The sequence below is a fragment of the Burkholderia sp. BCC1972 genome, assembly GCF_905339605.1.
Taxonomy (GTDB): domain Bacteria; phylum Pseudomonadota; class Gammaproteobacteria; order Burkholderiales; family Burkholderiaceae; genus Burkholderia.
In genome coordinates this window covers 81,180-108,035 of the sequence record NZ_CAJPGH010000008.1, presented here as the reverse complement: position 1 = coordinate 108,035, position 26,856 = coordinate 81,180, and the positions used below count along the sequence as shown (strand labels likewise).

The following is a 26,856-nucleotide window of genomic DNA, read 5'->3' as shown; positions in this document are numbered from 1 at the left end:
CGCCTGCATATTGCGTGCGCTTGATTGCGCACATTCGACGCGTGTTCGTTCACGCCGAAATCGATTGATCCCGTTGTCGTCCGACACGCGCACAGCCGCGCCACACGGGCCGCTCGGGCGTATTCCGTGAAAGCCCGATCCGTTTTCCGGATTGTTCCGGGAGTTACGGATAATCCGCGGCGATTCCCATCGGATTGACGCAGTATCCATGTCGTTTCTCATTCGGAAATCGACAGCAGGGATTATTTCGTTTTCGGCTGCCAAAAAAGTCGGCATGAACGGTCGCGCATTGACATCGACACAATGACGGCGGCCCGCTCGCGGCTGCCAGGAGACGGACTTGAAACAACCAGAAGACCAGCTGCACCGCGGGCTGGAAGAACGGCACATCAACCTGATGGCGCTCGGCGCGACGATCGGCGTCGGCCTGTTCCTCGGCTCGGCCACCGCGATCCGCACGGCCGGCCCGGCCATCCTGCTGACCTACCTGCTGGGCGGCATCGCGATCTTCCTGATCATGCGCGCGCTCGGCGAGATGGCGATCACCAATCCGGTCGCCGGCGCCTTCAGCCGCTACGCACGCGACTACCTCGGGCCGCTCGCCGGCTACCTGACCGGCTGGACCTACTGGTTCGTGTGGATCGTCACCTGCATGGCGGAAATCACGGCGGTCGGCGTCTACATGCACATGTGGTTCCCGGGCGTGCCGAACTGGATCTGGGCGCTCGCGGCGCTCATCGCGATGGGCTCGGTGAACTTCATCGCGGTCAAGCTGTACGGCGAATTCGAATTCTGGTTCGCGCTGATCAAGATCGTCACGATCGTGCTGATGATCATCGGCGGCGGGCTGATGATCGCGTTCGGCATCGGCAACGGCGGTGTCGCGACCGGCATCTCGAACCTGTGGTCGCACGGCGGCTTCATGCCGAACGGGATCGACGGCGTGATTGCCGCGCTGCCGATCGTGATGTTCGCGTATCTCGGCGTCGAGATGCTCGGCCTCACGGCCGGCGAAGCGCGCAACCCGGAGAAGTCGCTGACGAAGGCCGTGAACTCGGTGTTCTGGCGCGTGCTGATTTTCTACATCGGCGCGCTGTTCGTGATCATGTCGCTCTATCCGTGGGACCAGATCGGCACGCAGGGCAGCCCGTTCGTGATGACGTTCTCGCGGCTCGGCATTCCGGCCGCCGCCGGCATCATCAACTTCGTCGTGCTGACCGCGGCGCTGTCGTCGTGCAACAGCGGCCTGTTCAGCACCGCGCGGATGCTCTACAACCTCGCGCAGCAGGGCCAGGCGCCGGCCATGCTCGGCCGAGTGAACCGCAGCGGCGTGCCGGTGTACGGTGTGATCGTGTCAGTCGCGCTGCTGCTGATCGGCGTGCTGCTCAACTATCTCGCGCCGCAACACGTGTTCACGTGGCTCACGTCGGTGTCGACGTTCGGCGCGATCTGGACGTGGTGCGTGATCCTGATCGCGCAGATGCGGTTTCGCCGCACGCTGTCGGCCGACAAGATCGCGCGCCTGCCGATCCGCGTGCCGTTCTATCCGCTCGGGTCGTTCGTGGCGCTCGGCTTTCTCGCGCTGGTCGTCGTGCTGATGGCGTTCACGCCCGATACGCGCGTCGCGCTCGTGATCGGGCCCGTTTGGATCGTGCTGCTCGGCATCGCGTACGCGCTGTTCTACGCGAACCGTCCGGCCGCGTCGGTCCCGACGAAGTCGTAAGCGGCGAGCGCAGGGCGCCGCGCGATCGTTGATCGCGATCATGCGCGGGCGGGCAGGACGACCTATGCTGAACGAATCGCTTGTCCGCGCTTCGCGTGGCTACCCGCCGATCGCGGCGACCGCGGCGACTGCCCGGCCGCCGCGCACCGCTTCCACGCGAGGCTCCCGTCGTCGTTCCGCGACGACGCGCACGCACGGAGGCTTTCGCCATGCAGCCTGCCCATTCCATCCCGCCGCTCGAACGGATCGCGCTGGCCGTCGATCCCACGCCCGAATCGCTGTCCGCCGCACGCTACGCGCGCACGCTGCTGCGTCCCGGCATGCGATTGCGCATCGTCTGCGCAATCGACAACCCGCGCCTCGTCCTGCCCGACATCCCGCGCGTCGACGCACTGCTGACGTCGGCGCGCGAGGAGATGATGGGCGAAGCGCACGCCGTCAACGCGCGCGTCGCCGCACTGTTCGCCGACAGCGGCATCGAGGTCGAGCAGGTCATCGTCGATACGTCGGTCACGGGCGGCACGGTCGCCGATGCGCTGGTGAACGACACGGCGGCATGGCAGGCGGACGCGCTGGTGGTTGGCGCGAATCCGCATCACGGGCTGCTGCGGCTCATCGAAGGCGCGATGTCCGACACGCTGTCGAAGCGCGCGCGCTGCGCGCTGCTGATCGTGCCGGCCGCCTATGCACGGCCGTCGGACGGCGCGCTGCAGCGGCTGATGTTCGCGGTCGACGGCAGCGAACCGTCGCTGCACGCGGCGCGCGTCGGGCTCGGTTTCGCGGCGCCGACGACGTTGCTGTACGCCGCCTACGTGATCGATCGCGCGGTTCGTCTGACCGATATCGTGCCGGTGCGTGCGCTCGAGGATGCGTACCGTGCGGAGGGCGACGATGCGCTCGCGAAGATCGCGCCGCTGTTCCACGCGACCGGGAATCCGACCAAGCGCGGCATCGTCGAAACGCGTCCGACCAGCGACGATGTGGCCCACGCGCTGATGCGCGATGCCGTGCACTGGCGTGCGGAACTGCTGGTGGTCGGCACGCATGGCCGGCGCGGCATCGCCGCCTGGTTGATCGGCAGCGTCGCACGCCGCGTGGCGCACCTTGCTCAAGTGCCGGTGCTGCTCGTGCGCGGCGCGGCGTGAACAGCGCGGCATCGCGTACAAAGCCGAGGTCGATTGACCTGCATCAGAAACGGCATGGGCATCGCGTGAGACAGTGACGGAACATCCGGCGATCGCGACGGTCTGTCGTGCACGTACGACGACAGCCGAACGCAAGCATCGAAACCGCTGATCCGGCAGATCGGGATCGAGCGCGCGTTCGAGTCGCCACGTCGATTACAGGAGCCGCGCCATCGCTAGCATGGCGTGTCATCCGACCGAGAACTCTCTGGCACGAGGGTAGGCAGCCGACGGCTGCCTTGGAGGACGGGCGGGGTGCTCGCACCCCGTCCGCTTTCCGCGTGGCTGGCCCCGTCGGATCACTTTCCCCGCAGGTATTGTTTTGATTGCGACCGTTCAGGACGGCGCGCAGGAGCGCGCGATCGCGTCGAGACGGATCGCGGCGAAGGTCGACGCCGGCACGGCACCGCCGTATTCACGCGGCTGCGGCACGCACGGCGGAGGTGTCACGGCGCGCAGCCATCGCACGGCCCCGTGCCGGGCGTCGGCTGCGCGCGGGTTCAGGTGGTCCGAAGAATCGAGCAGAGGTCGTGCCGGCGGACAACGCCGCGTCGCACACGCGAGCGCGGCCGCACGACGTGCATCGGCCCGCATGCGCTGCACGTGTGGCTGCGCAGCCGGTTCGCATGCGGCCAGCCGGGGCGTGCCTTGCGGCGTGGCTCCGACTCGGCCGGCGCATCGCGCGCCTGTCGCGTGCCGAGCGCAGCGGCGAACCGCTGCAGCGCGAGGATCGACCCCGCGACGCTCTGGTATTTTTCGCGGCCGATCTGCCCGTCGAGCGTGACGAGCAGCCCGGCTTCGCGGGCGAGCGCGAGCAAGGTGTCGAGATCGTCGGACGGACGGTCGCCGGCCGATACGTTACGGGTCCGGGCGGGCAGGGCGCGCGTGTTGCCCGACGCGCGCCGCTGGCCGTCCCGGCCCGGGAAGTTGCGTTGTGCCATGGTTGGTCTCCTGCGCCGGACCCCGCGCGCCTTGCTCGATGGCAGGCTGGGCGATGAACCGGTATGAACGCGTTGTTCATGGGATCAGTATCGTGGGTCGGCAGCAGGCTGCCAAGCGGCGCGCGCTGAAGTCGCTGTCAGGTATTGCGCGGTGCGTATCGGAATCCGCTGACAAGCGCCGCGGCCGATTGGCCGATCGTCCGGCCCGCCGGCGATCCGGCCGGCGTGTTCCGACGAATGAACCGGGCGCGGCGGGCGCCGCTTGACGCATGATTTCGATCGGTCTAAGTTCTTCCGTGCATCGGCGTCGGCGGCGGTTCCACGGCCCGCCTGTCGACCGGTGCCGCGCCCCGGGGTGGCGCGGCAGGACTTCCAGTCTCGTTCGCGGGCAGTTTGCGCCGCGAATCAAGCGCGGCCGGTTCGGGGACGGATCGGCACGGCGGCACGCAACGTGTCGTTGATCGCGCGCAAACACCTGCCGGCGCATCGCACGCCGAGCGGTCGACCAGTCTTTAAGCTTCCAGTACCGTCGTTTCTTTATTCCTCGACTGTCAGGAGTCCGTCGATGTCCAAGGACAATTTGCTCGATTCACTGAAGGAAGCCGCCGAACAGCGCGCGATCGGCGCGGATCAGCTGCGTGCGATGCTCGACGATGAAGTGCGCGTGCTGTCGTCCGGCGCGCGCGTGCATGACTACATCCACGTGTTCGCGATCCGGAACCTGCGCGAACGGATGCGCCGGCGGGACGATTTCGACGCCGACACGCAGGCTGGTGCGTCAGCGGCGGAATCCGATCCGCACCCGAGCGTCCGCCTGTGACCGGCGATTGCCGCGGCTGACACGATACGTCGCCGGCCGCGGCCGAATCGCGCCCGAGCGCGTTGCCGGCGGTTTCCGCCGCATCGGCCCGCCTGCCCGCGACCTGACGATCGGCTGACAGCCGCCGACGTTTTTTGTCATATGTTTCATTGAATTGTCACGACGGCCTCAAGTAAGCGGCGCGAATGCCGTTTACCCGGTGAATTCGTCCACCGGGCGTTCGCGCTCCCTTACCGAGTCGTTGCCATGCTCTCGTCCATCCGCGCCCGCATTCTTGCCGCGTGCGTCTCCATCGTCGTATTCGCGCTCGTCGCCACCACGCTGATCAACTACTTCATCGCGCGCTCGTACAACAACGATGCGATCGACCGCAACCTGACTTCCGTCGCGAGCGGCCACGTGGTCGGGATCGCCGACTGGGTCGCCACCCGCAGCCGGATGATCGCGTCGCTGCAGGATGCGGCACTCACGCCCGATCCGCTGCCGGTGTTCAAGCAGATGGCCACGGCCGGCGGCTTCACGAACGTCTACGCGGGCTATGCCGACAAGGCGTTCCACTTCTCCGACCCGACCGGCATCCCGCCCGACTACGATCCGACCGGCCGCCCGTGGTACAAGCAGGCCGCGCAGGCCGGCAAGCCGGTCGTCACGCCGCCCTACGTCGATGCCGGCACCGGCAACCTGGTCGTCACGTTCGCCGTGCCGATCCTGCGTGACGGCGCGCTGAAGGGTGTCGTCGCCGCGGACGTCGCGATGGACAGCGTGATCGCCAACGTGAAATCGATCCGCCCGACGCCCGCCAGCTTCGGGATGCTGATCGACAGCAGCGGCCACGTCGTCGCGCATCCGGACCCGAAGCTCACGCTGAAGCCGGTCGCCGACGTGTCGCCCGAACTCGGTGCGACGAGCGCGGCCACGATCGCGGCCGCGACGGCGCCCGTCGAGGTGAGCGTCGGCGGCGACGCGAAGCTGGTGCGTGCGCGGCCCGTGCCGGGCACCGACTGGTACGCGCTGGTGCTGCTCGACAAGACCGAGGCGACGGCCGGCATGCGCTCGCTGCTGACCGCGTCGCTGATCACGCTGGTCGTGATCGTCGGCGTCGCGTCGCTGATCATCGGCGCGATTACCGCGACGGCATTCCGCCGCCTGTCGCAGGTGCGCCAGGCGATGGCCGCGATCGGCTCGGGCGCCGGCGACCTGACGCAGCGCCTGCCGGCCGTCGGCCGCGACGAAGTCGCCGACATCGCGCGCTCGTTCAACAGCTTCGTCGACAAGCTGAACGACGTGATGCGCCAGATCCGCGACGCGAGCGAATCGGTGCGCACGGCCGCGAACGAGATCGCGGCCGGCAACCAGGATCTTTCGTCGCGTACCGAATCGGCCGCGGCGAGCCTCGAGGAAACGGCGGCGTCGATGGAAGAGATCACCGCGACGGTCGGCCAGTCGGCGGCAGCCGCCGGCCAGGCCGACGAGCGCGCGGCGGCTGCGTCGCGGATCGCGTCGCACGGCGGCGTGGTCGTGTCGGACGTCGTCGCGACGATGGAGAAGATCGAGGAAGCATCGGGCCGGATCGGCGACATCATCGGCGTGATCGACGGCATTGCGTTCCAGACCAACATCCTCGCGCTGAACGCGGCCGTCGAAGCGGCGCGTGCGGGCGAGCAGGGCCGCGGCTTCGCGGTCGTCGCGCAAGAGGTGCGCAGCCTCGCGCAACGCAGCGCGCAGGCCGCGCGCGAAGTGAAGGTGCTGGTCGAATCGACGGTCGCGAGCGTGTCGGCCGGTTCCGGCCAGGTGCGCCAGGCCGGCGACACGATGCGCGAGATCGTGTCCAACGTATCGAACGTGACGACCATCATCTCCGAGATCACGCACGCGGCGAACGAGCAGACGCGCGGCATCCAGGAAGTGAATCGCGCGGTCACGCAGCTCGATGAAATGGTCCAGCAGAACGCGGCGCTCGTCGAACAGTCGACCGCCGCGGCGACCGCGCTGCAGTCGCAGGCGAATGCGCTGGCGACGACGGTCGGGCGGTTCAAGGTCGCATGACCGCGGCCTGGCGGCGCGGCCGCACCGCTCAGGAGCGGCCGTCGTCGCGCATCAGCGCGAGCCGGTTGTAGAGCGTTTTCAGGCTGATCCCGAGCGCCTTGGCCGCGCGCGGCTTGTTGCCGTCGAAATGGCGCAGCGTGGCCGCGATGAAGCGTTGCTGCGCATGATGCAATGTCGCGCCGAGCGGCAGCGCCATCGCGCTCTCCGACGTGCGGTCGGGCGGCATCGGCTGTTTCGGCAGCGCGACGTCGATACCTTCGTCCGCGAGGATGTACGCGCGCTCGATCGTGTTGTGCAGCTCGCGCACGTTGCCGGGCCACGAGTACGCGCGCAGTGCCGCGATCGCCGCGTCGGTCAGCCGCTTGTGCGAGCGGTGCCGCGCGTTCAGCGTGTCGACGAATTCCTGCGCGATCGTCTCGACGTCGCCGTCGCGCTGGCGCAGCGGCGGCACGTACAGCGCGAACGCGGCAAGCCGGTAGAACAGGTCCTCGCGCAGCCGGCCGTCGCGCACGGCTTCGGCGGGGTTGTGGCGCGTGGCCGACACGATGCGCACGTCGAGCGGAATCGGCTCGGTGCCGCCCACCCGCACGATCGCGTTCGACTCGAGCGCGCGCAGCAGCTTCACCTGCAGCGCCGCGGGCATTTCGGCGATCTCGTCGAGCAGCAGCGTGCCGCCGCGCGCGGCCTCGAAGAAACCTTCGCGCTGTGCGACCGCGCCGGTGAAACTGCCTTTCTCGTGCCCGAACAGTTGCGCCTCGGCGATATCGGGCGGGATCGCGCCGCAGTTGACGGGCACGAACGGGCCGTCGCGCCGCGCACTCAGATCGTGCAACCGGCGCGCGACGATATCCTTGCCGACCCCGCTTTCGCCGGCAATCATCACGCTGGCGCGGGTCGGTGCGATTTTCTCGATGCGGCCTTGCAGCGTGCGCATCGCGGAGGACCGGCCGGACAGCCGGCGGCCGTCTGCGCGCTGCTTCGACCGGTTTGCGGTTTCACCCATCGGCATTAGCGGGCCGTTTTGAAAATCGGCATCACGAGTTCCGTTCATTGCAATATTTATCATCGACAGCGAAACGGCCGCGAAGGTGCCGCGGAATAGTAATTTCCAATGTCCATGACGGGGACAGAAGGCATCGTCCATCGGGCTTTCCGCCGGAAGGGACAGGCTGCGCCGCCCCGTGCTTTTTTACAGGATGCGGATTGAAAAAGACGGTTGCGATCGCGTTCCGCACAAGCAGCGGGCAGCCGCGATCGATGCCGAACGGCCTGCAGCACGGCACCCTGCGCCGTCCCGTCATGCTTCGCCTGAACGCCGCGTCATGTCCGTCCCGGGCATATCGCTTGCTGCCGACTCCAAGCCCGCCCGGTACGTTCGGCGGCCATCCCGGATGGCCGAACCGCGGCACGACGGGAGCCGGTGCGAGGCAAGGATGCAATGAAGACCCTGACTCATGAACTGTTGCGGCAGGGTGCATGGGTCGTGCTGGCCGTCGGGCTGGCGTCCGCGCTGCAGGCGTGGGCGATTCACGTCGTCGGCGAGCACGCGCCATTCGCGCCGTTGCCTTTCTATGCAGGCGTTGCGGCCGCCGCTTGGCTGACGTCGTTCGGTGGCGGGCTCGCCGCGACCGTCGCGAGCGTGGCCGTGATCGGCGCGCTGTGGTGGCGCGATGCGCCGCTGGCCTCGGTGCTCGCACAGGCCGGTGCGTTCGTCGCGATCGGCTTCGTCGAGTGCGTGCTCGTGATGGCGGTGAAGCCGCTGATCGCGAACGATCGCCTGCACGCCGCGGACGACGATGGCGACGCGGACGCGGCCGCACGCGCGCCGCATCGCGAACCGGACGGCCTGTTGCGCCGGGTGGTCGACGCGTCGCCCGAGGCGATCGTCGGCGTCGACACCGCGCGCCGGATCACGAGCTGGAATCCGGCCGCGCAACGAATCTTCGGGATCGACGCCGCACAGGCGAGCGGACGTGACGTCGCGACGATGCTCGCGCCGCGCTGGCGGCGGCGGCATCCGCTGCCCGCCACGTTCGCGAACCTGCACGCGCCGGTCGGGCCGCTCGACGTGCTGTGTGTGCGCGATGGCGGCGGCCGTTTTCGCGCGACCTTCGCCGCGTCGCCGATCGTCGATGCGCAGGGCAACTGCACGGGCCTGTCGATGACGCTGCGCGAAGCGAGCGAACGCCGCCGCAACGAGCGGCGCACCCTGCGCGCGTTGCGCGGCGCCCGCGACGCGCGGGCGCAGGCCGACACGTCGAACCGGCTGAAGGACGAGTTGCTGGCCACGGTGTCGCACGAGCTGCGCACGCCGCTGAACGTGATCTACGGGTGGGTCGAGGTGCTGCGCAACGTCGGCGGGCACGGGCTCGCGGAACAGGCTGTAGAGGCAATCGATCGCAGCGCGCGGTCGCTGTCGCACATGGTCGGCGACCTGCTCGACGCGTCGTCGCTCGCGACGGGACGGCTGCGTCTCGAACGCGTGCCGGTCGACCTGGTGCGCGTCGTGCGCGATGCCGCGCGCGAGCTCGATGCGACCGCGCAGGCGAACGGGCTCGAGCTGTCGGCGGCATACGCGATGCCGAGCTGCGTGATTCCGGCGGACGGCGAGCGCGTGCGCCAGGTGTTGTCGAACCTGCTGTCGAACGCGATCAAGTTCACGCCGCCGGGCGGGCGCATCAACGTGTCGCTGACGCGTGCGGGCGAACGCGTCCGGCTGTCGGTCGCCGACACCGGCCAAGGGATCGCGCCGGAATACCTGCCGCATCTGTTCGACACCTTCAGCCGGCCCGAAGGCGCGTTCGCGTCACCGAAGCGCGGCCTCGGGCTCGGCCTGTCGATCGTGCGCAACATCGCGCAGCTGCATGGCGGCAACGTCGTCGCGACGAGCGACGGACCGGGACGCGGGACGACCGTGACGGTCACGCTGCCGGCCGGCTGGGACGTCGACGATCCGGCCGAGAGCCTTGCGCGCCCCGCAGGCGCGTCGGACGCGGTGGCGCTCGACGGCCAGCGCGTGCTCGTCGTCGATGACGACGCCACCTCGCGCGCGAGCCTCGCCGCGGCGCTCGAGACGATGGGCGCGCAGGTGTCGACCGCGCAGTCGGGGCACGACGCGCTCGACGAGGTGCAGCGACATCCGCCGAGCGTCGTGCTGTCGGATCTCGCGATGCCGGACGGCGACGGCTTCTGGCTGCTCGACCGGATCCGCCATTTGCCGGACGGCAGCGGGCATTTACCGGTCGTCGCGGTGACCGCGCACGCCGGCAAGGCCGACCGCCACCGCGTGCTGGCCGCCGGCTTCGATGCGTACCTGTGCAAGCCTGTCGACATGCCGACGCTCGCGAGCGTGATCGCCGACGTCGCGCACGACGACGATGCGCACGGCGGGAAAGGGCGCGGCTGACGGCAACCTGCGCGGCCGGCCCGCTCCGTCACGACATACGGAGGTCCGGATGACTACGAACCGGAGAAAAAGGGACAGCCGCCCGCGGACGGCCATCGCACTGGTTGCCGCCGTTGGCGCACTGGCGTTCGCGTGTTCGCGGGCGCAGACGCCGCCCGCTTCGTCGGTGCAGGTCGCACCGGGTGTCGTCCGCCCGGGCGCGACCGCCGACGAGGCCGGCATGACGCAACGGCCGACCGGCATCGACGCCGAGTTCGTCGACAAGGCGGGCATGCTCGACAAGGTCGAACGGCAGGCCAGCCAGCTTGCACTCGACCGCTCGTCGAACCCCGACGTGAAGGCGTTCGCGCGCCGGATGGCCGACGATCACGCCCGCATCGCCAGCGAACTGCGGCAGATCGGTGCGCAAAAGGGCGTACCGGTGCAATCGCGGATGCTGGTCGATCCGGCGGTGACGGCGTTGCGAATGAAGGAGGGCCACGCGTTCGACACGGCGTACGTCGCGCTGGCGGGCCCGCGTGCGCATGAGTCGGCGATCCGGCTCTACCAGGACGAGGCGAAGAACGGCCGCGATCCGCAGCTTCGCGCGTTCGCAGCCGGCACACTGGGGACGCTGGCCGCGCACCTGGCCGCTGCGCGGCAATTGGCGCGGACCGTAGCGGCCGCGCACTGAGCGGCGTCAGCGTTGCCGCTTGCCGTCCTCGGGACTGTCCGGCGACGCCTCGTGCGGCGGCGCGTCGAGTGCCGATTCGCCTTCCTCGATCAGCCAGTACGGCGAACTGCCGTAGTACGCATGCAGCGCCTCGGCCCAGTCCGGGTCGGCCATCGCCGGCCAGCGGTCCCGGTCGAAGCCGGGCGCGTCGCGCACCTGCTCGGTCGCGACCGGCAGCACGAAGCATTTGCGCTCGGCGTCGAGCACGAGCGCGTTCCACGGCACCGCGAGCAGCTTGTCGCCGAGCCCGAGCCCGCGCACGCCGCCCGACGAGACCACCGCATACGCGACCCGGCCGGCGCGCACGTCGAGCATGATGTCGGCCACCTTGCCGATATCGTCGCCGTCCATCGTCAGCACGCGATCGCCCGCGAGTGTCCGGGCGGCCATCACGTCGGGCCCCGGCCCGCCGCCGGCAGGGCGGCGTTGGCCGCCGACGATGCGCGTGTCGGCGCGCGACGGTGTGTCCGTTGTCATCGTTCACCTCCAGGTAGAAGCCGTGTGCGGTCAGCGCCTGCGCGGCAGCGACACGTCCTCGAGCGTATTGGCCAGCTCGTCGCGCTCGGGGCCGCCCGCGCGCGTCGCGATGTCGCCGAGCGACACGATCCCGACCAGCCGCCGGTCGCGGTCGAGCACCGGCAAGCGATGCAGCTGCACGTCGGCCATCCGCTGCTGGACGTCGCCGACGCCGTCGTCCTCGACGCACCACTGCACGGGCGCGGATGCCACGGCCTGCACCGGCGTATCGAATGAATGACCGTGCGACAGCGCGCGCACTGCGAGGTCGCGGTCGGTGACGATCGCGACGAGTTCGGTGCCGTCGCAAACGGGCAGCACGCCGATGTCGAAGCGCTGCATCAGTTCGGCCGCATGGCGAATCGTGTCGGTCGGTGCGACGCACACCACGTCGCGCGACATGATCTCGTTGACGCGATACATGAACGCCTCCTTCGTGAGCAGGACGATTCGTGAGCAGATGCCGTGCCGCACGCACTCTGCCTGCGCCAGGCCTCGACGGCCGGGCAACGGAGAAATTTGCCAGCCCGCTTGTACATCTTCCACGGCGGTTGCCGCGACGGGCGCTGCGGGATATCAGTGGCCGATGCCCGTCACGACGACGATTGCCAGCACCACTGCGCTTTCGATGGCGGCCAGTGCAGCGACGCCGGCGGCGCCGCTGATTTCATGCCATCTGCGTTCAAGGCGTTTCATCAGATCACTCCGAATGGGTCCGACCCGCTGAAGCGCCGCCGCGCGTCGCGAGCCGGGTGCCGCCGTCAGCCGTGATCGCGGGGCGGGGAAGGGTCGTGCGGCGCGCGACGTTCAGGTTCGCCGGACGGTTTGGCGGGGTCGATGCGAGTCGCGCCGCCGACGGCGGGCGGATCGCTGGCCGGAAACGTCTCCTCGAGCCCTTCGTCGATGCGCTCTTCCGTCTTGTCTTTCGACGGCGGGCGCGACGTGGCGAGATGGAACAGTCCGGCAGCCGGTGACACGGCGTCGTGGCGGCCGGTGGCGTAAGCGGTCATGGTCGAACCTCCTTGCTGGTCAATGCGTGCGCAAGCGGCGTGCCCGTCAGGGGCCGACGGCACGACGCTTGCGCGCCGGAGAAGCCGGACGGGTGCGCGGGACATGCGCCGCGCGCTGTCGGCGTGGACAAGAGGACAACGTGATGAATGCAACCAGGGAAAGGATACGTTACGACGCGAACGTATGCGGCGGCGAATTCGCCAGCGTGCGCGCGCGTTTCGCCGCGTGGAAGCGCGAATCGCTGGTTTATCGGCCCGAACGGCGCATGTTCGACGGCAAGGACGAGGTGCGCGAGCTGAACGACATCGTCTATGACGGCCCCGAGCGTGCGCAGCAGGCGCTCATCGCGCATTGCACGCCGGCCGATCCGTTCGCGCTCGCGGTGCGGCTGACCGCGGAGGGACGCACGATGTGGCTGGTGATGGCGGCCTACGACGACTGAGCGGGCCGCGTCCGGGCGGAACGGGCGGGCACGTTGCTTGCGCGCGGTCGCAGCGCCATCGAGAGGCGCGCGCCGTCGCGCAGGAGTGACATGAAGACGCCATCCATGCTGCACCGCCCCGAACCGACGACCCCCGACGTCGACCCGGACCCGGTACCGCCCGGGCACGACGATCCGGTCGACCCGCCCGTGCCCGACGGGCTGCCGCAGGGCGACCCGCCGTCGCATCCGCCGCCGATGCGGATGCCCGGTGGAGCGGTGCGCTACCCCCGGCCGCGCGAATACTGAAAAGGAGGACCCTCATGGACATCCACGTTCAATCACCCGACAAGCGCGCGATCGCTCAGGTGCTGGGCCGCTATTTCGAATCGCGCTCGCTGCGCTATCACATCGAGGAATTGCCGGGCGGCGTGCTGCAGATCGGCTTTCGTGCGAGCGGCCGCCCGGTGGCCGTCACCGTCTCGTTCGACGATGCCGCGTACGACACCTATACGCACTGGGACGCCAGCCAGAAACAGCTGGCGCTCGGACGGCTCGCCGACGGGTTCTCGCGGATGATGTCGACGCGCAGCCCGGCCGCGCTGGCCGGCGACTATCACGTCGAGCGTTTCTGATCCGGCAACGCCACCCCCTTCAATCCGGAAAGCGGCAAGGTGCCCGCCCGCGGCGGGCGCTTTGCGTCTCTCGCGCGCGTCGCGTAGGATGTCCGTTAATTCAGCGCACGCTACGTTCGCGCCACAGGCTGCCAGCCGCGGTAGCCGGAGAGGCGCGACGCGCTTTCCTTCAGGTCCGTTTCGCGCAACCGACGGAGACGCCTTGATGACTGTTGCTCGCCTGTTGCTTTCACCCGGCGCACGCCGGTTCGTATCCGGCCTGTCGGCCTGCGCGGCGCTCACGGCGGCCGGCGCCCGTGATGCGTCGGCCCAGACGCCTTCGCCGCTCGGCGAGTGGCAGTACTCGGCGGGCGTGCCGCTCGAGAAACTGTTCGATCCGACCATCTCCACGTGGCAGGTCAGCGTCGGCGCCGCGATGACGCTGCAACCGCGCTATGCGGGCTCCGACCGCTATCGCGTGATGGGCGGCCCGAACCTCGACATCCGCTATCGCGACCTGTTCTTCCTGTCGACCGGCGAAGGGCTCGGCGCGAACGTGCTGCGCGGGCCGAACTGGCGCGTGAGCCTGTCGGTCGGCTATGACCTCGGGCGTCGTTCGGCCGACGATCTCGGCCACCTGAACGGCCTCGACAACATCAACGCGGCGCCCGTGATGAAGCTGTCGGGCGATTACGTGATCTCGAAGGAATTCCCGCTCGTGCTGCGCGCGGATGTCCGGCGCAGCATCGGCGGCTCGAACGGCTGGACTGGCGATTTGTCCGCGTACATGCCGATGCCGGGCAGCAACGAAAACTTCTTCTGGTTCGCGGGGCCGACCGTGTCGTTCGCCGATTCGCGCTACATGAACAGCTGGTTCGGCGTGAGCCGGGGCGCCGCCGCGCGCTCGGGGCTGCCGGCCTATTCGTCGGGGGCCGGGATCAAGTCGGCGGGCCTCGGCGTGACGATGGTGTGGTTCGTGAACAAGCACTGGTTCGTCACGATGGACGGCGCGATCGAGCAACTCGTCGGCCGCGCGGCGCGCAGCCCGATCACGCAGCAGTCGACCAACGGCGTGTTCGACATGTCGGTGAATTACCAGTTCTGAGCGGGGGCCCGGCAGCGGCGGGCAGATGTCGCACGCGGCATCTGCCGTCACATTTGATATGATTCCGACCTGTACAAACGTACAGTGATCGATCTCCGTGACGCCTGCTTCGCCGACGCCCCCGGCGTTTTACTACCTGACCAATTTCGAACGCGCGCTGGCCTGGCTCGGCGAGCGTTACGACGACCTGTTCGACGCGCATGAGCACGCGTTCGTCCGGCAGTTCGCGACGCTGCCGCAGCCGTCGCGCGCGCTGCTCGTGCGGATGCTGATGCGCAGCGGGTCCGACTTCCGCGCGAGCAAGCTCGTGTACGACGAAATCGGCAGCACGCTCGACGCGGCCGCGCCGCTCGTCGCGCTCGGCTGGGTCGACCCGGCGCCCGCGCTGACGCTCGACGAGCTGTTCGCGCTGTCGACCAAGGCCGACCTGCTGCGCATCTTCCCGTCGCTCGCCGCGCATGCCGGCGAGCGCAAGCCCGAATGGCTCGAGCGGCTGCGGCCCGCGCACGACACCGCGCAGCCGCTCGACGCGTGGTGCGCGCAGGCCGGCGACCGTGTGCTGCGCGTGACGGTCGGCGCGCTGTGCGACCGGCTGCGGCTAATGTTCTTCGGCAATCTCCATCAGGACTGGAGCGAATTCGTGCTCGCCGATCTCGGCGTGTTCCAGTACGAAAGCGTGCCGATCGCGCCGTCGTCGCGTGCGTTCCAGCAGCGCGGCGACGTCGATGCGTATCTCGCGCTGCAGACGTGTCGCGACGCGCTCGACGTGTGGCCCGACGACTTGCCGTTCGACGACCTGATGCGCTCGATCGACGCAGTGGGCTGCGCGCAGCCGTGGCTCGCGACGCGTCGCGCGAAGCTGCTGTTCGCGCTCGGGCAGGCCTGCGAGCGCCGCGCCGACTGGGATGCCGCGCTCGATGCCTACGCGCGCAGCGCGTGGCCCGGCAGCCGCCACCGGCGCATCCGCGTGCTCGAGCGCTGCGGGCGCGACGACGATGCGCTCGCGCTGGCGCTCGATGCGCGCGGCCGCTTCGAGAGCGACGAGGAGCGTCAGCGCGTCGAGCGCATGCTGCCGCGTCTGCAGCGCCGTGCCGGCCAGCGTGTCGAACGCGCGGCCGCCGCTGCCGGCGCACCGCGCGAAACACTCGTGCTCACGCGTCCCGACGCGTTCGTCAGCGTCGAATTCGCGGTGCGAGACCATCTCGCGCAGCCGGCTTCGCCGGTCCATTACGTCGAGAACACGCTGATCAATTCGCTGTTCGGCCTGCTGTGCTGGGAGCCCGTGTTCGCGGCCGTGCCCGGCGCGTTCTTCCATCCGTTCCAGCGCGGCCCGGCCGACCTGCATGCCCCCGATTTCGCCGCGCGCCGTGCGGACGCATTCGACGCGTGTTTCGCGCAGCTCGATTCGGGCGCGTACCGCGACACGATCCGCCGGCATTTCGCGACGAAGGCCGGGCTGCAATCGCCGTTCGTGTTCTGGGGCGTGCTGACCGACGCGCTGCTCGATGAAGCGCTCGCGTGCCTGCCGCCCGAGCACCTGCGGCTGTGGTTCACGCGCCTGCTCGCGGATATCCGCGGCAACCGTTCGGGGCTGCCCGATCTCGTCCGCTTCTGGCCCGATGAGCGCCGTTACGAGCTGATCGAGGTGAAAGGCCCCGGCGACCGGCTGCAGGACAACCAGACACGCTGGCTTGCATACTGCGTCGCGCACGGCATGCCGGTGCGTGTCGTTGATGTCGAATGGGCCGGCGAGGGCGTGGCGCACGCCGAAGCGGCGGGGCTGTCCGCATGAGCTACGTCGTCGCGGTGCGGGCCATGTGCGAATTCACCGCGCGGCGCGGCGATCTCGACCTGCGCTTCACGCCCGCGCCGACGGCGCTCGAAGGCATCGCCGGCCACGGTGCAGTCACGTCCAAACGCGGCGCGCGCTACGAAACCGAGATCGCGCTGACGGGCACGTGGGGCACGCTCACCGTGCGCGGCCGTGCGGACGGCTACGATCCCGTGGCGAACCGCGTCGAGGAAATCAAGACCTACCGCGGCAGCCTCGATGCGATGCCAGCCAACCATCGCGCGCTGCACTGGGCGCAGGCGAAGGTCTACGCGCACCTGCTCTGCGACGCACGCGGCCTGAAGGAAATCGACGTTGCGCTCGTGTATTTCGACATCGTGTCCGAGCGCGAGACCGTACTCACGGAAACGCTCGATGCCGGCACGCTCGCGACCTTCTTCGCCGAGCAGTGCGCGTGCTTCGTCGGCTGGGCCGAACGCGAGTCGGCCCATCGCGCCGCGCGCGACACGGCGCTGCGCGCACTTGCCTTTCCGCATGGGCAGTTCCGCAGCGGTCAGCGGGAACTGGCGGTCTCGGTCTATCGCGCGGCGCGTGACGAACGCTGCCTGATGGCGCAGGCGCCGACCGGCATCGGCAAGACGCTCGGCACCGTGTTTCCGCTGCTGAAGGCGTGCGGCGAGGGCGAACTCGACCACGTCTTTTTCCTGACCGCGAAGACGCCCGGCCGGGCGCTTGCGCTCGAAGCGGCGACGACGCTCGGCGCCGGCACGCCCGCGCTGCCGCTGCGCGTGCTGGAACTCGTCGCGCGCGACAAGGCGTGCGAGCATCCGGACAATGCATGCCACGGCGAATCGTGCCCGCTCGCGAAAGGCTTCTACGACCGGCTGCCGGCCGCGCGCGATGCGGCGATCGAGGCCGGCCTGCTCGATCGCGACGCCGTGCGCACGGCCGCGCTCGCGCACGACGTCTGCCCGTACTACCTGTCGCAGGAGCTCGCGCGCTGGTCGGACATGGTGATCGGCGACTACAACTACTACTACGACGGCAGCGCGATGTTGCATACGCTCGCGCAGCAAAACCAGTGGCGTGTCGGCGTGCTCGTCGACGAAGCGCACAACCTGCTCGACCGCGCGCGCAAGATGTACAGCGCGTCGCTCGATCCGTTCGCGTTCGCGGCCGCCCGCGAAGCCGCGCCGGCGGCGCTGCGCAAGGCATTCGACCGGCTTGCCCGCGCGTGGGGCACGATCAATCGCGCGCAGACCGAGCGCTATGCCGCGTATCCGGACGTGCCGGGCCCGATCGTGTCGGCCGTGCAGAACCTCGTCGCGGCGATCGGCGAACACCTGACCGACGCGCCGCGCGCGAACGGCGACGCGTTGCTGCGGTTTCATTTCGAGGCGATCCAGTTCGGCGTGCTCGCCGAAGCCTTCGACAGCGCATCGATCTTCGACGCGACGTTGCTCGGCGAGCCGATGCCGCGCCAGCCGGCGCTCGACGGTGTCGCGACGGCTGCCCGCCGCCGCCGCGTCCAGTCGACGCTGTGCGTGCGCAACGTGATTCCGGCCGGCTTCCTGGCCCCGCGCTACGAGGCCGCGCGCGCGACCGTGCTGTTCTCGGGCACGCTGAGCCCGTTCCATTTCTATCGCGACACGCTCGGGCTGCCGGGCGATACGGGCTGGCTCGACGTCGACGGGCCGTTCCGCGCCGAGCAGCTGACGGTGCGCGTCGCGAGTCACGTGTCGACGCGCTGGCGCGATCGCGACCGGTCGCTCGAACCGATCGCCGACCTGATCGCCGCGCAATACGCGACACGGCCCGGCAACTACCTCGGCTTCCTGAGCAGCTTCGACTATCTCGGGCGCGTGGTGGCGCTGATGCAGACGCGCCATCCGGACGTGCCCGTGTGGGCGCAGGCGCCCGGCATGGCCGAAAGCGAGCGCGACGCGTTTCTCGCACGCTTCGACGCGGGCGGGCGCGGTGTCGGTTTCGCGGTGCTGGGCGGGGCGTTTTCGGAAGGCGTGGACCTGGTCGGCGAACGGCTGATCGGCGCGTTCATCGCGACGCTCGGGCTGCCGCAGGTCAACGACGTCAACGAGCAGATGCGGCGCGCGATGGACGCGCGGTTCGGCAACGGCTACGACTACATGTACCTGTATCCGGGCTTGCAGAAGGTCGTGCAGGCGGCCGGGCGCGTGATCCGCACCGAGCACGACGAAGGCGTCGTGCACCTGATCGACGACCGTTATCGCAGGCGCGAGGTGCGCGACCTGCTGCCGCGCTGGTGGCGGATCGGGTGACGGTGCAGGCGAAGGCGAGGCGGCCTGGCGCTACAGCACGTTGAGCATCGCGAGCGCGGCTTCCTGCAAGTGCGGCAGCACGCGCCGCACGGCCGCGTCGGCGGTCTCCGCGCCGATCGGCATGTTCGTGCTCAGCGCGGCGACCACTTCGCCGTGACGGTTCTTCAGCGGCACCGCGATCCCGCGCACGCCGACCTGCAATTGCTGCTCGATCGCCGCGAAACCGGCGTCGCGCGCCTGGTCGACCTGTTCGAGCAGCCGCGCCTTGTTGGTGATCGTGTGCGGCGTGAACGGCGGCAGTTCGGCTGCGTCGAGCCACGCGCGCACGGCTTCGCGATCGGGGTGATGGGCGAGCAGCACGACACCGGGTGACGTCAGCGGCGCCGGCACGCGCGCGCCGAGCACGAAGCCCGTCGTCATCACGCGCGACACGCCATTGCGTGCGATGAACACCAGTTCCCAGCCGTCGAGCACGCTGACGTACGCCGATTCGTTCAGCGACGCGCTCAGTTGCTGCAGATAGGGCTGGACCGTGCGCGGCAGGCGCGCCGAATCGAAGTACGACCAGCCGACCCGCAGCACGCGCGGCGTGAGGCCGTACAGCTTGCCGTCGGTGTACACGTAGCCGAGCGCTTCGAGCGTCAGCAGGTAGCGCCGCGCGGCCGTGCGCGTGAGGCCCGTGCGCGCGGCGGCCTGCGTGGGCGTCATGCGCGCGTGCTGGCTGTCGAAGGCTTCGAGGATCATCAGGCCTTTTTCGAGGCCGGCAATCCAGTCGCGTCGGTCGAGTTCGGGCTTTTTCATCGTCGGGGGGCGGTGGGTGCGCGGTATTCGCGCGCGAGTGGGCGATTATCGCGCGAGTTGTGGGGTAACGGGCGATTGGTTGATCGGCCATCCCCTTGTCCGCCGGATAGCGGCAGATATAGAGTCGGCGACATCTATTCAAGGAGGATCGTATGCGGGTTGCAAAGTGGGGGAATAACCTGGCGGTGCGCCTTCCGGCCGGTCTGGTCGACGTGTTGGGGCTGCGTGAAGGCGACGAAGTCGAAATCGTCGTTCACCGTGCCGGCGCTTTGGCCGAGAGCCGCAACGCGCGTCCCGAAGCGCTTCTGCTGCCGTTGAGGCGTTTCAGAGGCAAGCTGCCTGGCGGTTTCAGGTTCAGGCGGAACGACGCAAACGAGTAGATCTGACTCGACCCATTCAAGCGCCGGAACGCAACTGCGACGCGGTCCAGGTTACTTGTGTTCATGGCGAAGCGCGGCAATGCGCCATCGCGCACCCATCACGCACCAGTCCTCGACGAAATCGAAGCGGGAATCGATTGCCTGGTTGATTCGAACCGATTCGATGCCCGTTATCGTCGCCCATTGTCCGCGCGTGACGATTTGCATGGTTTCGTCCTGATATGCGATACCCGTGTCCGATGCGCGTTCGGCCGCGACGACGCGCATTCGCGCAAGGAATTGCGCTTTCGTGCGAATGTAAGCTTTGTGCTGGACAAAGAAGTGTGGGCTCGCGATGAAATCGAGTTGCTCGATATCGGCGTGACGATATGCATCGATCCAGACGTCGCGCATCTGCGCCAGGGTGAATCGGGGTTCCATAGGCTGTGCATTTTCCTGCTGGAGCGCGGGTGCACGGTTTTTGGCGCTATCCGCGGGGTCAGGAAGGAAGCCTATGGCCGGGCGCACATTTCGGCAATTGGACAGGTCTGAATCTGGTTGTTTCGCGCGCGGGAAAAAGCCGACGGGTAGCAGGAGTAGACGTCCCGATGACGCATCGTCGGGCTGGCGCTGACAGCGGGGAAGAGGAGTGAAGCAGCACGCAGTGCGCTGACGAGAGCAGATGGGAATCGATGGCAGAACGCTGCGCGGTCGCGCATAGAAGCGGCGGATAAAGCATGAAAAGCCGAGGAACCGGATGCGACGCGACCGTCACGCGCGCCGCATCCTTCAGTGCATCATTCGCTGCTCGTCCACTCGACGTTCGCGCCCACCGACCGCAGGTTCTCGACGAAATGGGGGTGCGCGCGACGGATCGGCAGCGCGTTCATGATTTCCGAACGGCCTTCGATGCTCGCGGCCACCATCAGCAGCGCGATCGCGACACGGATGATGTACGGGCTTTCGACGCGTGCCGGCGTCAGTTGCAGCCCGCCGAACGTGATCAGCCGGTGCGGATCGGACAGCAGCACGTGCGCGCCGAACTTCGACAGTTCGCCGGACCAGCCGAGCGCGCCGTCGTAGACCTTGTTCCAGAACATCGCGCTGCCTTCCGCGCGCACGCCGAGCGCGATGAAGATCGGCAGCAGGTCGACCGGCAGGTACGGCCACGGCGCGGCTTCGACCTTGGTCAGGATGTTCTGCGTGAACGGCCGGCGCACGCGCAGCGGGCCGTCGCGTTCCGCACGCGACCAGCCGTCGCGGTGCGTGACGTTGACGCCGAACTTCGCGAACGTGCGGTCGATCAGCGGGAAATGCTCGGGCGACGAGTTGCGCACGGTGATGTCGCCGCCGGTGATCGCGCCGAGCGCGAGGAACGTCGCGATCTCGTGGAAGTCCTCGGCAAAGCGGAACTCGCCGCCGCCGAGCTTGCCGCCGCCCGTCACGCACAGCCGCGACGTGCCGATGCCCTCGATCGTGACGCCGATCATCGCGAGGAACTGGCAGAACTCCTGCACGTGCGGCTCGGACGCCGCGTTCATCAGCGTCGACGTGCCGCTCGCGGCCGTCGCGCACAGCGCGAAGTTCTCGGTGGTGGTCACCGACGCGTAGTCGAACCAGTGGTCGTTGGCCGTCAGCGGGCCGTCGGTGCGGACGATCAGCGAATCGGGCGTGCGCTCGATGTGCGCGCCGAAGCGCTCGAACACCTCGACGTGCGGATCGATCTCGCGCACGCCGAGTGTGCAGCCTTTCACGTCGTTCTCGAGGCGCGCGACGCCGAAGCGCGCGAGCAGCGGCGGAATCAGCATGATCGACGAGCGCATTGCCTCGGGCAGCCGGTGGACGGCAGGATCGAACTTCGTGTTGCGATGGTGGAGTTCGAGCAGGCCCGTCGTGAAATCGACCGACACGTCGCTGCCGAGCGTGCGGAAGATGTCGAGGATCTTGCGCACGTCGGTGATGTCCGGCACGCCGACGAGGCGCAGCGGCTGATCGGTCAACAGGGTGGCGCACAGGATCGGCAGGACGGCGTTCTTGTTCGCGGACGGCTTGATGTCCCCGCGCAGCGGAGTGCCGCCGTGGACGATGAGATTCGACATGATATGGGGGCGTATCGGTGACTGACGTAGGCCCATATGATGCCATTGGTCGGCCGGCGGCGTGGAATGTTCAGAGGGGAAAAAAGGGGATCGGGATGTGCGATTGACGGTGTTTGACGTTGGCTGCATGCGATTCGGCCGGACGATTGCCTGCCGGCACGGGGAAATGGCCGGCCGCGAATCGGGCCGGCCATCCGGTCAGGCCGTCACTGCGCCGCCCGCATCCGCGCGGCGACCACCAGCGAGATCAGGCAGCCGACCGCGAGATAACCGGCGACGAGGTGCCACGACCCGCCGGCCACGCTGACGAGGCCGACCGCGATGAACGGCGTGAACCCGCCGCCGACGACGCTCGCGAACTGGTAGCCGACACCCGCGCCGCTGTAGCGGTATTCGGCGCCGAACAACTCGGTGAACAGCGGCTGCTGGACGCTCACGACCATGTCGTGCGCGGCGTTTGCCAGCAGGATCGAGAAGATCACGATCCACGCGATCGACCGCGCCTCCAGCGCGACGAAGAACGGCACCGCGGACGCCAGGCCGATCAGCGCGCCGATCAGGTAGATGCGGCGCAGGCCGTAGCGGTCGGCGAGCCACGCGAAGCACGGAATCGTCACGCAGCTCACCGCGCCGACCAGCAGCCCGATATTCAGGAACAGGTCGCGCGACATGCCGAGGTTCGTCGTCGAATAGCTGAGCGCGAACGCGGTGACGATATACATCGTGAACAGTTCGGCGAGCCGCAGCGCGACGATCAGCAGGAACGCCTTCGGATGACGCGTCAGCGCTTCCAGCACCGGCAGGCGCAGCTTGCGGTTGCCGTGCTCGACCTTGTCGACGAACTCCTGCGACTCGTCCATGTTCTTGCGCACCCACAACCCGATCAGCACCAGCACGATGCTGAACACGAACGGCAGGCGCCAGCCCCACGACTTGAACGCCGCTTCACCGAGCGTGTGGCTCAGGATCGACACGATGCCCGTGGCCAGCACGAGGCCGACGCCGTAGCCGACCTGCACGCCGCTGCTGTAGAACGCCTTCTTCTCCTTCGGCGCGCTCTCGACGGCCATCAGCGCCGCGCCGCCCCATTCGCCGCCGACCGCGAAACCCTGGATCGCACGCATCAGCACCAGCAGCACGGGCGCCCACCAGCCGATCGTCGAGAACGCCGGCAGCAGGCCGATCGCGACCGTCGACAGCCCCATCAGCATCACGGTCAGCACGAGCATCCGCTTGCGCCCGAGCCGGTCGCCGTAGTGGCCGAACACGACGCCGCCGAGCGGCCGGAACAGGAAGCCGACGCCGAACGTCGCGAACGCCGCGAGCGTGCCCATCGTCGGGCTGACTTTCGGGAAGAACTCGGAATTGAATACGAGCGCGGCGACAATCCCGTACAGCAGGAAGTCGTACCAGTCGACGACGGCGCCGACGAAGCTGCCGATCGCGGCCTTGCGGGCCTGGCTGCGGGCGCGGGCGCCGGCTGCGGCGTCGAGGGTGTCGAAGGTGGGGGTCATGGCGGTGTCTCCTGGCTCGGCGCATCGTGGAATCGTGGCGGCGCCGCGTCCGATGCTGAATTGAAGTCGATGGGTGAACGGAGAATAGGGCGCACGCCGCATGGCGGCAATTGGCCAATCGGACAAAGTGCGCGATTATCGTTCAAGTTCGTGCGATTATCGAACGATTTCCGGGTTTGCACTAAGCGGCGGGGCGATATCCCGTTCGGCCAGGGTGTGCCGCCGTGAACGATCTGGTTAAAATCTGCAGCATCGACAATTTGCCCGTTCGGGGCGGATGCGCGGTCGTTCCGTCGGCCGCACAGGCCGCACGCGACGGGCGCCGTCCCCATCGACCGCATGCCCTCGGAGACTGGAATGCCCGGCAATTCTCACCCCCTGTCCAGCGATACGCCGCCTGTTGCCGATCCGGCCGCCAATCCGCTCGGGATGGCCGGCCTCGAGTTCGTCGAATTCGCGGCGCCCGTGCCGGAAGCGCTCGCGCAGCGCTTCGAGCAGTTCGGGTTCAAGGCGATCGCACGCCATGTCAGCAAGAACGTCACGCTGTACCGGCAGGGGCAGATGCATTTCCTGATCAATGCCGAGCCCGATTCGTTCGCTGCGCGCTATGCGGAGGAATACGGAATGGGCGTCTGCGCGATCGGGCTGCGCGTGGCGAGCGCCCGGCGCGCGTTCGAGCGGGCGATCGAGCTCGGCGCATGGGCGTTCGAGGGCGAAAAGGTGGGCGTGGGCGAACTGAAGATCCCGGCGATCCAGGGCATCGGCGATTCGCACCTGTATTTCGTCGACCGCTGGCGCGGGCGGGACGGCCAGCGCGGCGGCGTCGGCGACATCTCGATCTTCGACATCGATTTCCGGCCGATCGACATCGCGACCGCGCACACCGATCTCGACTGCGCGGGCGTCGGCCTGCAGCAGGTCGACCATTTCACGCAAACCGTCGGCGCGGGGCGCATGCGGGAGTGGCTGGATTTCTACCACGACCTGCTGCATTTTCGCGAGATCCACGAAATCGATGCGCACTGGCATGTGTCGGAGGAATCGCGCGTGATGGTATCGCCGTGCGGCGCGGTGCGGATTCCGGTCTACGAGGAAGGCACGCGGCGCACCGAGCTGATGCACGCGTATCTGCCCGACCATCCGGGCGAGGGCGTGCAGCACGTTGCACTCGCCACCGACGACATCCTGTCGTGCGTCGATGCTTTGCGTGCGAACGGCGTCGAATTCATCGAGCCGCCCGCGCGCTATTACGACGACGTCGATGCGCGGCTGCCGGGGCACGGCGTCGATCTCGACGCGCTGCGCCGCCGGGCGGTGCTGGTCGACGGCGAGATCGGCAGCGACGGCGTGCCTAAGCTGTTCTTCCAGACCTTCGTGAAGCGCAAGCCCGGCGAGATCTTCTTCGAGATCGTGCAGCGCCAGGGGCACCACGGGTTCGGCGAAGGGAACCTCGCGGCGCTCGCCCGCGCGCGCGACGCTGGCTGAACGGCCGCGGCGACCGCATCAGGCATCGGGCGTCACGCGTTACACGTTACACGGCAATCCTCACGCATTGCACGGCAAGCCTCACAGGTCGGCGGCCGTCACGCGATATCGCCCGCCTCGAGCTTGCGGCTTTGCCGGCGCATGCCGTCGAAGATCGCATCCGCAACGTCCATCGGGAAATCCGCAGGAATCTGCGCGGCAGCCTCGGCAATCGCGGGTTCCGTGCGAGTAACGACCGCGGCCATCGCGGCGCGCACGTCGTCCTCGGTCAGCCCGACACGCCGGCCCTGCGCAATCCAGTGGCGGGGCTGGATCTCGCCGATCACGTAGTGCCGGTTCTTCCCGCACACGGCCATCGCAAGGCGCGCGCGGCGCGGCGGAATCTGGTTGCGGCGCGTGCCGATGATCGGATGCGCGGACAGCACGTCGTACAGCGGCGTGCTGCGGTACGTGTTGCCGGGCAGGTGCGCGATGCTGAAGTTCTTCGCATGGCCGTCGATCGCCGCCAGCACCCAGAACACGAGCTGCGCGACGAAGAAGTTCGTCCGGTCGTGCGCGGCGTCGGCCGAATTCGCGAGGATGCCCATGATCGTGTCGATGCCGGGGCCGCCGTCCGATTCGTACTTGGCGCCGGACGGCGTGCCGGTCGCCTGGCACATGTCTTCTTGCGGCAGCCGCAGGAGCCACGAGCCGTCGCGCGACGGCCGCCGGTCGAAGCGCTCGACGATCAGCGCCTTCTGGTCGTCGAACCGGCCGATCTCGCACGGCGCGACCGGCAGGCCGTACGCCGCGACGAGCTTCGCGCACAGCCATTCGTTTTCCACCGACGTGCGCATGTCGGCCTGCATGTTCCCGACGCGCCCGAGCGGCAGTTTGAAAATGTGCGTCGTCGGCGTGCTGCCCGTCGGCCGCAACCAGCGGTTGCGCTGACGCAGCAGCGCGGTCTTTTCCTGCGCGCCGGCGATCGACAGGCGCAAGTCGCCGTCCGGCTCCGCGCGGCCGGGCAGCGGGGCGGCCGTCGCATGGCGCAGCACATCGGCGACGGCCGCGTCGTCGAGCGTGACGCCACTGATGGCCTCGAGATCGACCGGCGTCTCGCCTGGCGGCAGCATCTGGATCGCACCGACGCAATCGCGGCCGATCGACGCGAGCAGTGCGAACGGCGCCGTCGATCCGAGCCGGTAACGCTGCGCGATGCGGCGGCGGATCGGCTCGCTGTCCGGCAACAGGTTGTCGAAGTAGTCGGCAACGACCGCGCCCTGGTGCGGCTGGTTGCCGGGCGTGAAGGGCAGCGACAGCGACAACGGTCGCCCCTGGGGATCGTCGAGCCAGTCGGGCAGGTAGACGAGCCGCTCGACGCCGCGCCGAATCTCCCAGTAGCCGACCGGAATACCGTTCATCCACAGGTCGAGCCGGTCGTGGCGGGCGCGGGTGGCCATCGTCACCAGTCCTCCCGCTTCGAAACGCGCGGCTTGGCTCGGGTCGCTGCCGGCCGTTTTCGCGCGACGCCGGCCGTAGTGCCGGCCGGGCTTTGGGCGGCCGTGGTGCCGCGTTTGCTCGCGGCCGGCTGGCGAACCGCCGGCGCGGCAGCGACAGCGGAAGCGGAATCGGCCGCTTTCGCCGATTCATCCCGTTCGTCGAGGCTGAGCGTCATGCGAACGCCGAGCGCGTTCAGCACCTTGAAAAGCCGTTCGATGCTGACCGCCGACGGATTGGCTTCGAGCTGCGCGTAGGATTGCTGCGTGACGCCGACGCGGGCGGCCAGTTGCGCCTGCGTGAGCCCCGCGGACTTCCGGAAGCCGACGAGTATCGGGCGTAATTGGGTCAGGGTCTGGACGGGAAAAGCCATCGGGCGCTCCGCGAGATAACAGGCGATCGTTTGTAATCGGAAAATACAGTCTATGGTATGTATCGTCAAAATACAAATCAAAGGCTGTATTTACAAAAAACAAACGATAACCTGTAACGCGTAGAGCCAGCCGGCCATCTCCCGCAAGGTGCCGCGCACGA

The 26,856-nt window shown here is 68.5% G+C and carries 25 protein-coding genes; 14 read left to right on the top strand and 11 right to left on the bottom strand.

What is annotated here, in order from left to right; genetic code table 11:
* The first annotated feature begins 340 nt into the window (after positions 1 to 340).
* Positions 341 to 1,723 (top strand): amino acid permease, encoded by a 1,383-nt coding sequence (locus U5798_RS14285; RefSeq protein ID WP_124447645.1) that lies wholly within the window; start codon positions 341 to 343, stop codon positions 1,721 to 1,723.
* Between the two features lie 209 nt (positions 1,724 to 1,932).
* Positions 1,933 to 2,868: a universal stress protein gene (locus U5798_RS14280; RefSeq protein ID WP_124447643.1), complete on the top strand. Its 936-nt coding sequence runs from the start codon at positions 1,933 to 1,935 to the stop codon at positions 2,866 to 2,868.
* 539 nt (positions 2,869 to 3,407) lie between these two features.
* Here the strand turns inward: U5798_RS14280 and U5798_RS14275 are convergent.
* On the bottom strand, positions 3,408 to 3,848 hold the full coding sequence (locus U5798_RS14275) for a hypothetical protein (protein ID WP_124447641.1): 441 nt from the start codon (positions 3,846 to 3,848) through the stop codon (positions 3,408 to 3,410).
* Positions 3,849 to 4,413: 565 nt separating this feature from the next.
* Between U5798_RS14275 and U5798_RS14270 the strand changes: the two genes are divergently transcribed.
* Both U5798_RS14270 and U5798_RS14265 read left to right on the top strand, forming a co-directional pair.
* Positions 4,414 to 4,668 carry a DUF3562 domain-containing protein gene (locus U5798_RS14270; RefSeq protein WP_124447639.1) on the top strand — a complete coding sequence of 85 codons (255 nt, stop codon included), beginning with the start codon at positions 4,414 to 4,416 and terminating at the stop codon, positions 4,666 to 4,668.
* A 246-nt stretch (positions 4,669 to 4,914) separates the two neighbouring features.
* Entirely contained in the window at positions 4,915 to 6,714 is a 1,800-nt protein-coding gene (locus U5798_RS14265; RefSeq protein WP_322082417.1) for a methyl-accepting chemotaxis protein, read from the top strand.
* Between the two features lie 28 nt (positions 6,715 to 6,742).
* Here U5798_RS14265 and U5798_RS14260 read toward each other — a convergent pair whose 3' ends face one another.
* The gene (locus U5798_RS14260; RefSeq protein ID WP_322082484.1) at positions 6,743 to 7,780 is read right to left on the bottom strand and encodes a sigma-54 dependent transcriptional regulator; all 1,038 of its coding nucleotides are present in this window, start codon (positions 7,778 to 7,780) and stop codon (positions 6,743 to 6,745) included.
* Positions 7,781 to 8,152: 372 nt separating this feature from the next.
* Between U5798_RS14260 and U5798_RS14255 the strand changes: the two genes are divergently transcribed.
* Positions 8,153 to 10,120, top strand: coding sequence for an ATP-binding protein (locus tag U5798_RS14255; protein WP_124447635.1), 1,968 nt, complete (start codon positions 8,153 to 8,155; stop codon positions 10,118 to 10,120).
* Positions 10,121 to 10,169: 49 nt separating this feature from the next.
* The gene (locus U5798_RS14250) at positions 10,170 to 10,793 is read left to right on the top strand and encodes a DUF4142 domain-containing protein (protein ID WP_124447633.1); all 624 of its coding nucleotides are present in this window, start codon (positions 10,170 to 10,172) and stop codon (positions 10,791 to 10,793) included.
* Between the two features lie 6 nt (positions 10,794 to 10,799).
* On the opposite strand, the gene U5798_RS14245 is transcribed toward U5798_RS14250, so the two are convergent.
* From U5798_RS14245 to U5798_RS14235, 3 genes are all read right to left on the bottom strand, one after another.
* On the bottom strand, positions 10,800 to 11,309 hold the full coding sequence (locus tag U5798_RS14245; protein ID WP_124447631.1) for a PRC-barrel domain-containing protein: 510 nt from the start codon (positions 11,307 to 11,309) through the stop codon (positions 10,800 to 10,802).
* Between the two features lie 30 nt (positions 11,310 to 11,339).
* Positions 11,340 to 11,771 (bottom strand): CBS domain-containing protein, encoded by a 432-nt coding sequence (locus U5798_RS14240; protein ID WP_124447629.1) that lies wholly within the window; start codon positions 11,769 to 11,771, stop codon positions 11,340 to 11,342.
* 338 nt (positions 11,772 to 12,109) lie between these two features.
* A complete protein-coding gene (locus U5798_RS14235) occupies positions 12,110 to 12,358 on the bottom strand; it encodes a hypothetical protein (protein WP_322082416.1) in 249 nt (82 codons plus the stop codon).
* A 143-nt stretch (positions 12,359 to 12,501) separates the two neighbouring features.
* On the opposite strand from U5798_RS14235, the gene U5798_RS14230 reads away from it, so the two are divergent.
* The 6 genes from U5798_RS14230 to U5798_RS14205 all read left to right on the top strand — a co-directional run bounded on the left by U5798_RS14230 (position 12,502) and on the right by U5798_RS14205 (position 18,588).
* Positions 12,502 to 12,801, top strand: a complete 300-nt coding sequence (locus tag U5798_RS14230) for a hypothetical protein (protein ID WP_124447625.1) — start codon at positions 12,502 to 12,504, stop codon at positions 12,799 to 12,801.
* A gap of 90 nt (positions 12,802 to 12,891) precedes the next feature.
* Positions 12,892 to 13,089, top strand: a complete 198-nt coding sequence (locus U5798_RS14225) for a hypothetical protein (protein WP_322082415.1) — start codon at positions 12,892 to 12,894, stop codon at positions 13,087 to 13,089.
* A 14-nt stretch (positions 13,090 to 13,103) separates the two neighbouring features.
* Complete coding sequence (locus U5798_RS14220; protein ID WP_041492268.1) at positions 13,104 to 13,415, top strand: hypothetical protein; 312 nt, start codon at positions 13,104 to 13,106, stop codon at positions 13,413 to 13,415.
* 205 nt (positions 13,416 to 13,620) lie between these two features.
* Entirely contained in the window at positions 13,621 to 14,499 is an 879-nt protein-coding gene (locus U5798_RS14215; protein ID WP_322082414.1) for a MipA/OmpV family protein, read from the top strand.
* A gap of 97 nt (positions 14,500 to 14,596) precedes the next feature.
* A complete protein-coding gene (locus U5798_RS14210; protein ID WP_322082413.1) occupies positions 14,597 to 16,291 on the top strand; it encodes a VRR-NUC domain-containing protein in 1,695 nt (564 codons plus the stop codon).
* The gene (locus U5798_RS14205; RefSeq protein ID WP_322082412.1) at positions 16,288 to 18,588 is read left to right on the top strand and encodes an ATP-dependent DNA helicase; all 2,301 of its coding nucleotides are present in this window, start codon (positions 16,288 to 16,290) and stop codon (positions 18,586 to 18,588) included. The genes U5798_RS14210 and U5798_RS14205 overlap by 4 nt, the downstream gene beginning before the upstream one ends.
* 30 nt (positions 18,589 to 18,618) lie before the next feature.
* Here the strand turns inward: U5798_RS14205 and U5798_RS14200 are convergent, their stop codons facing one another.
* Positions 18,619 to 19,389 (bottom strand): IclR family transcriptional regulator domain-containing protein, encoded by a 771-nt coding sequence (locus U5798_RS14200; protein WP_124447615.1) that lies wholly within the window; start codon positions 19,387 to 19,389, stop codon positions 18,619 to 18,621.
* Between the two features lie 152 nt (positions 19,390 to 19,541).
* Here U5798_RS14200 and U5798_RS14195 point away from each other — a divergent pair, with 152 nt between their 5' ends.
* Positions 19,542 to 19,769, top strand: coding sequence for an AbrB/MazE/SpoVT family DNA-binding domain-containing protein (locus U5798_RS14195; RefSeq protein WP_124447613.1), 228 nt, complete (start codon positions 19,542 to 19,544; stop codon positions 19,767 to 19,769).
* A 51-nt stretch (positions 19,770 to 19,820) separates the two neighbouring features.
* Here the strand turns inward: U5798_RS14195 and U5798_RS37125 are convergent, their stop codons facing one another.
* The 3 genes from U5798_RS37125 to shiA form a co-directional block, all read right to left on the bottom strand.
* Entirely contained in the window at positions 19,821 to 20,162 is a 342-nt protein-coding gene (locus U5798_RS37125) for a DUF4440 domain-containing protein (protein ID WP_415859498.1), read from the bottom strand.
* A 383-nt stretch (positions 20,163 to 20,545) separates the two neighbouring features.
* Positions 20,546 to 21,847, bottom strand: a complete 1,302-nt coding sequence (locus U5798_RS14185; protein ID WP_047903294.1) for a UDP-N-acetylglucosamine 1-carboxyvinyltransferase — start codon at positions 21,845 to 21,847, stop codon at positions 20,546 to 20,548.
* A gap of 206 nt (positions 21,848 to 22,053) precedes the next feature.
* Positions 22,054 to 23,361: a shikimate transporter gene (gene shiA, locus U5798_RS14180; protein WP_322082410.1), complete on the bottom strand. Its 1,308-nt coding sequence runs from the start codon at positions 23,359 to 23,361 to the stop codon at positions 22,054 to 22,056.
* A gap of 357 nt (positions 23,362 to 23,718) precedes the next feature.
* Between shiA and U5798_RS14175 the strand changes: the two genes are divergently transcribed.
* Positions 23,719 to 24,846: a 4-hydroxyphenylpyruvate dioxygenase family protein gene (locus U5798_RS14175; RefSeq protein WP_322082409.1), complete on the top strand. Its 1,128-nt coding sequence runs from the start codon at positions 23,719 to 23,721 to the stop codon at positions 24,844 to 24,846.
* 98 nt (positions 24,847 to 24,944) lie between these two features.
* Here the strand turns inward: U5798_RS14175 and U5798_RS14170 are convergent, their stop codons facing one another.
* Together U5798_RS14170 and U5798_RS14165 are read right to left on the bottom strand one after the other, a co-directional pair.
* Entirely contained in the window at positions 24,945 to 26,285 is a 1,341-nt protein-coding gene (locus tag U5798_RS14170) for a type II toxin-antitoxin system HipA family toxin (protein ID WP_322082408.1), read from the bottom strand.
* 2 nt (positions 26,286 to 26,287) lie between these two features.
* Positions 26,288 to 26,695, bottom strand: coding sequence for a helix-turn-helix transcriptional regulator (locus tag U5798_RS14165; protein ID WP_124447603.1), 408 nt, complete (start codon positions 26,693 to 26,695; stop codon positions 26,288 to 26,290).
* Between the last annotated feature and the right edge of the window lie 161 nt (positions 26,696 to 26,856).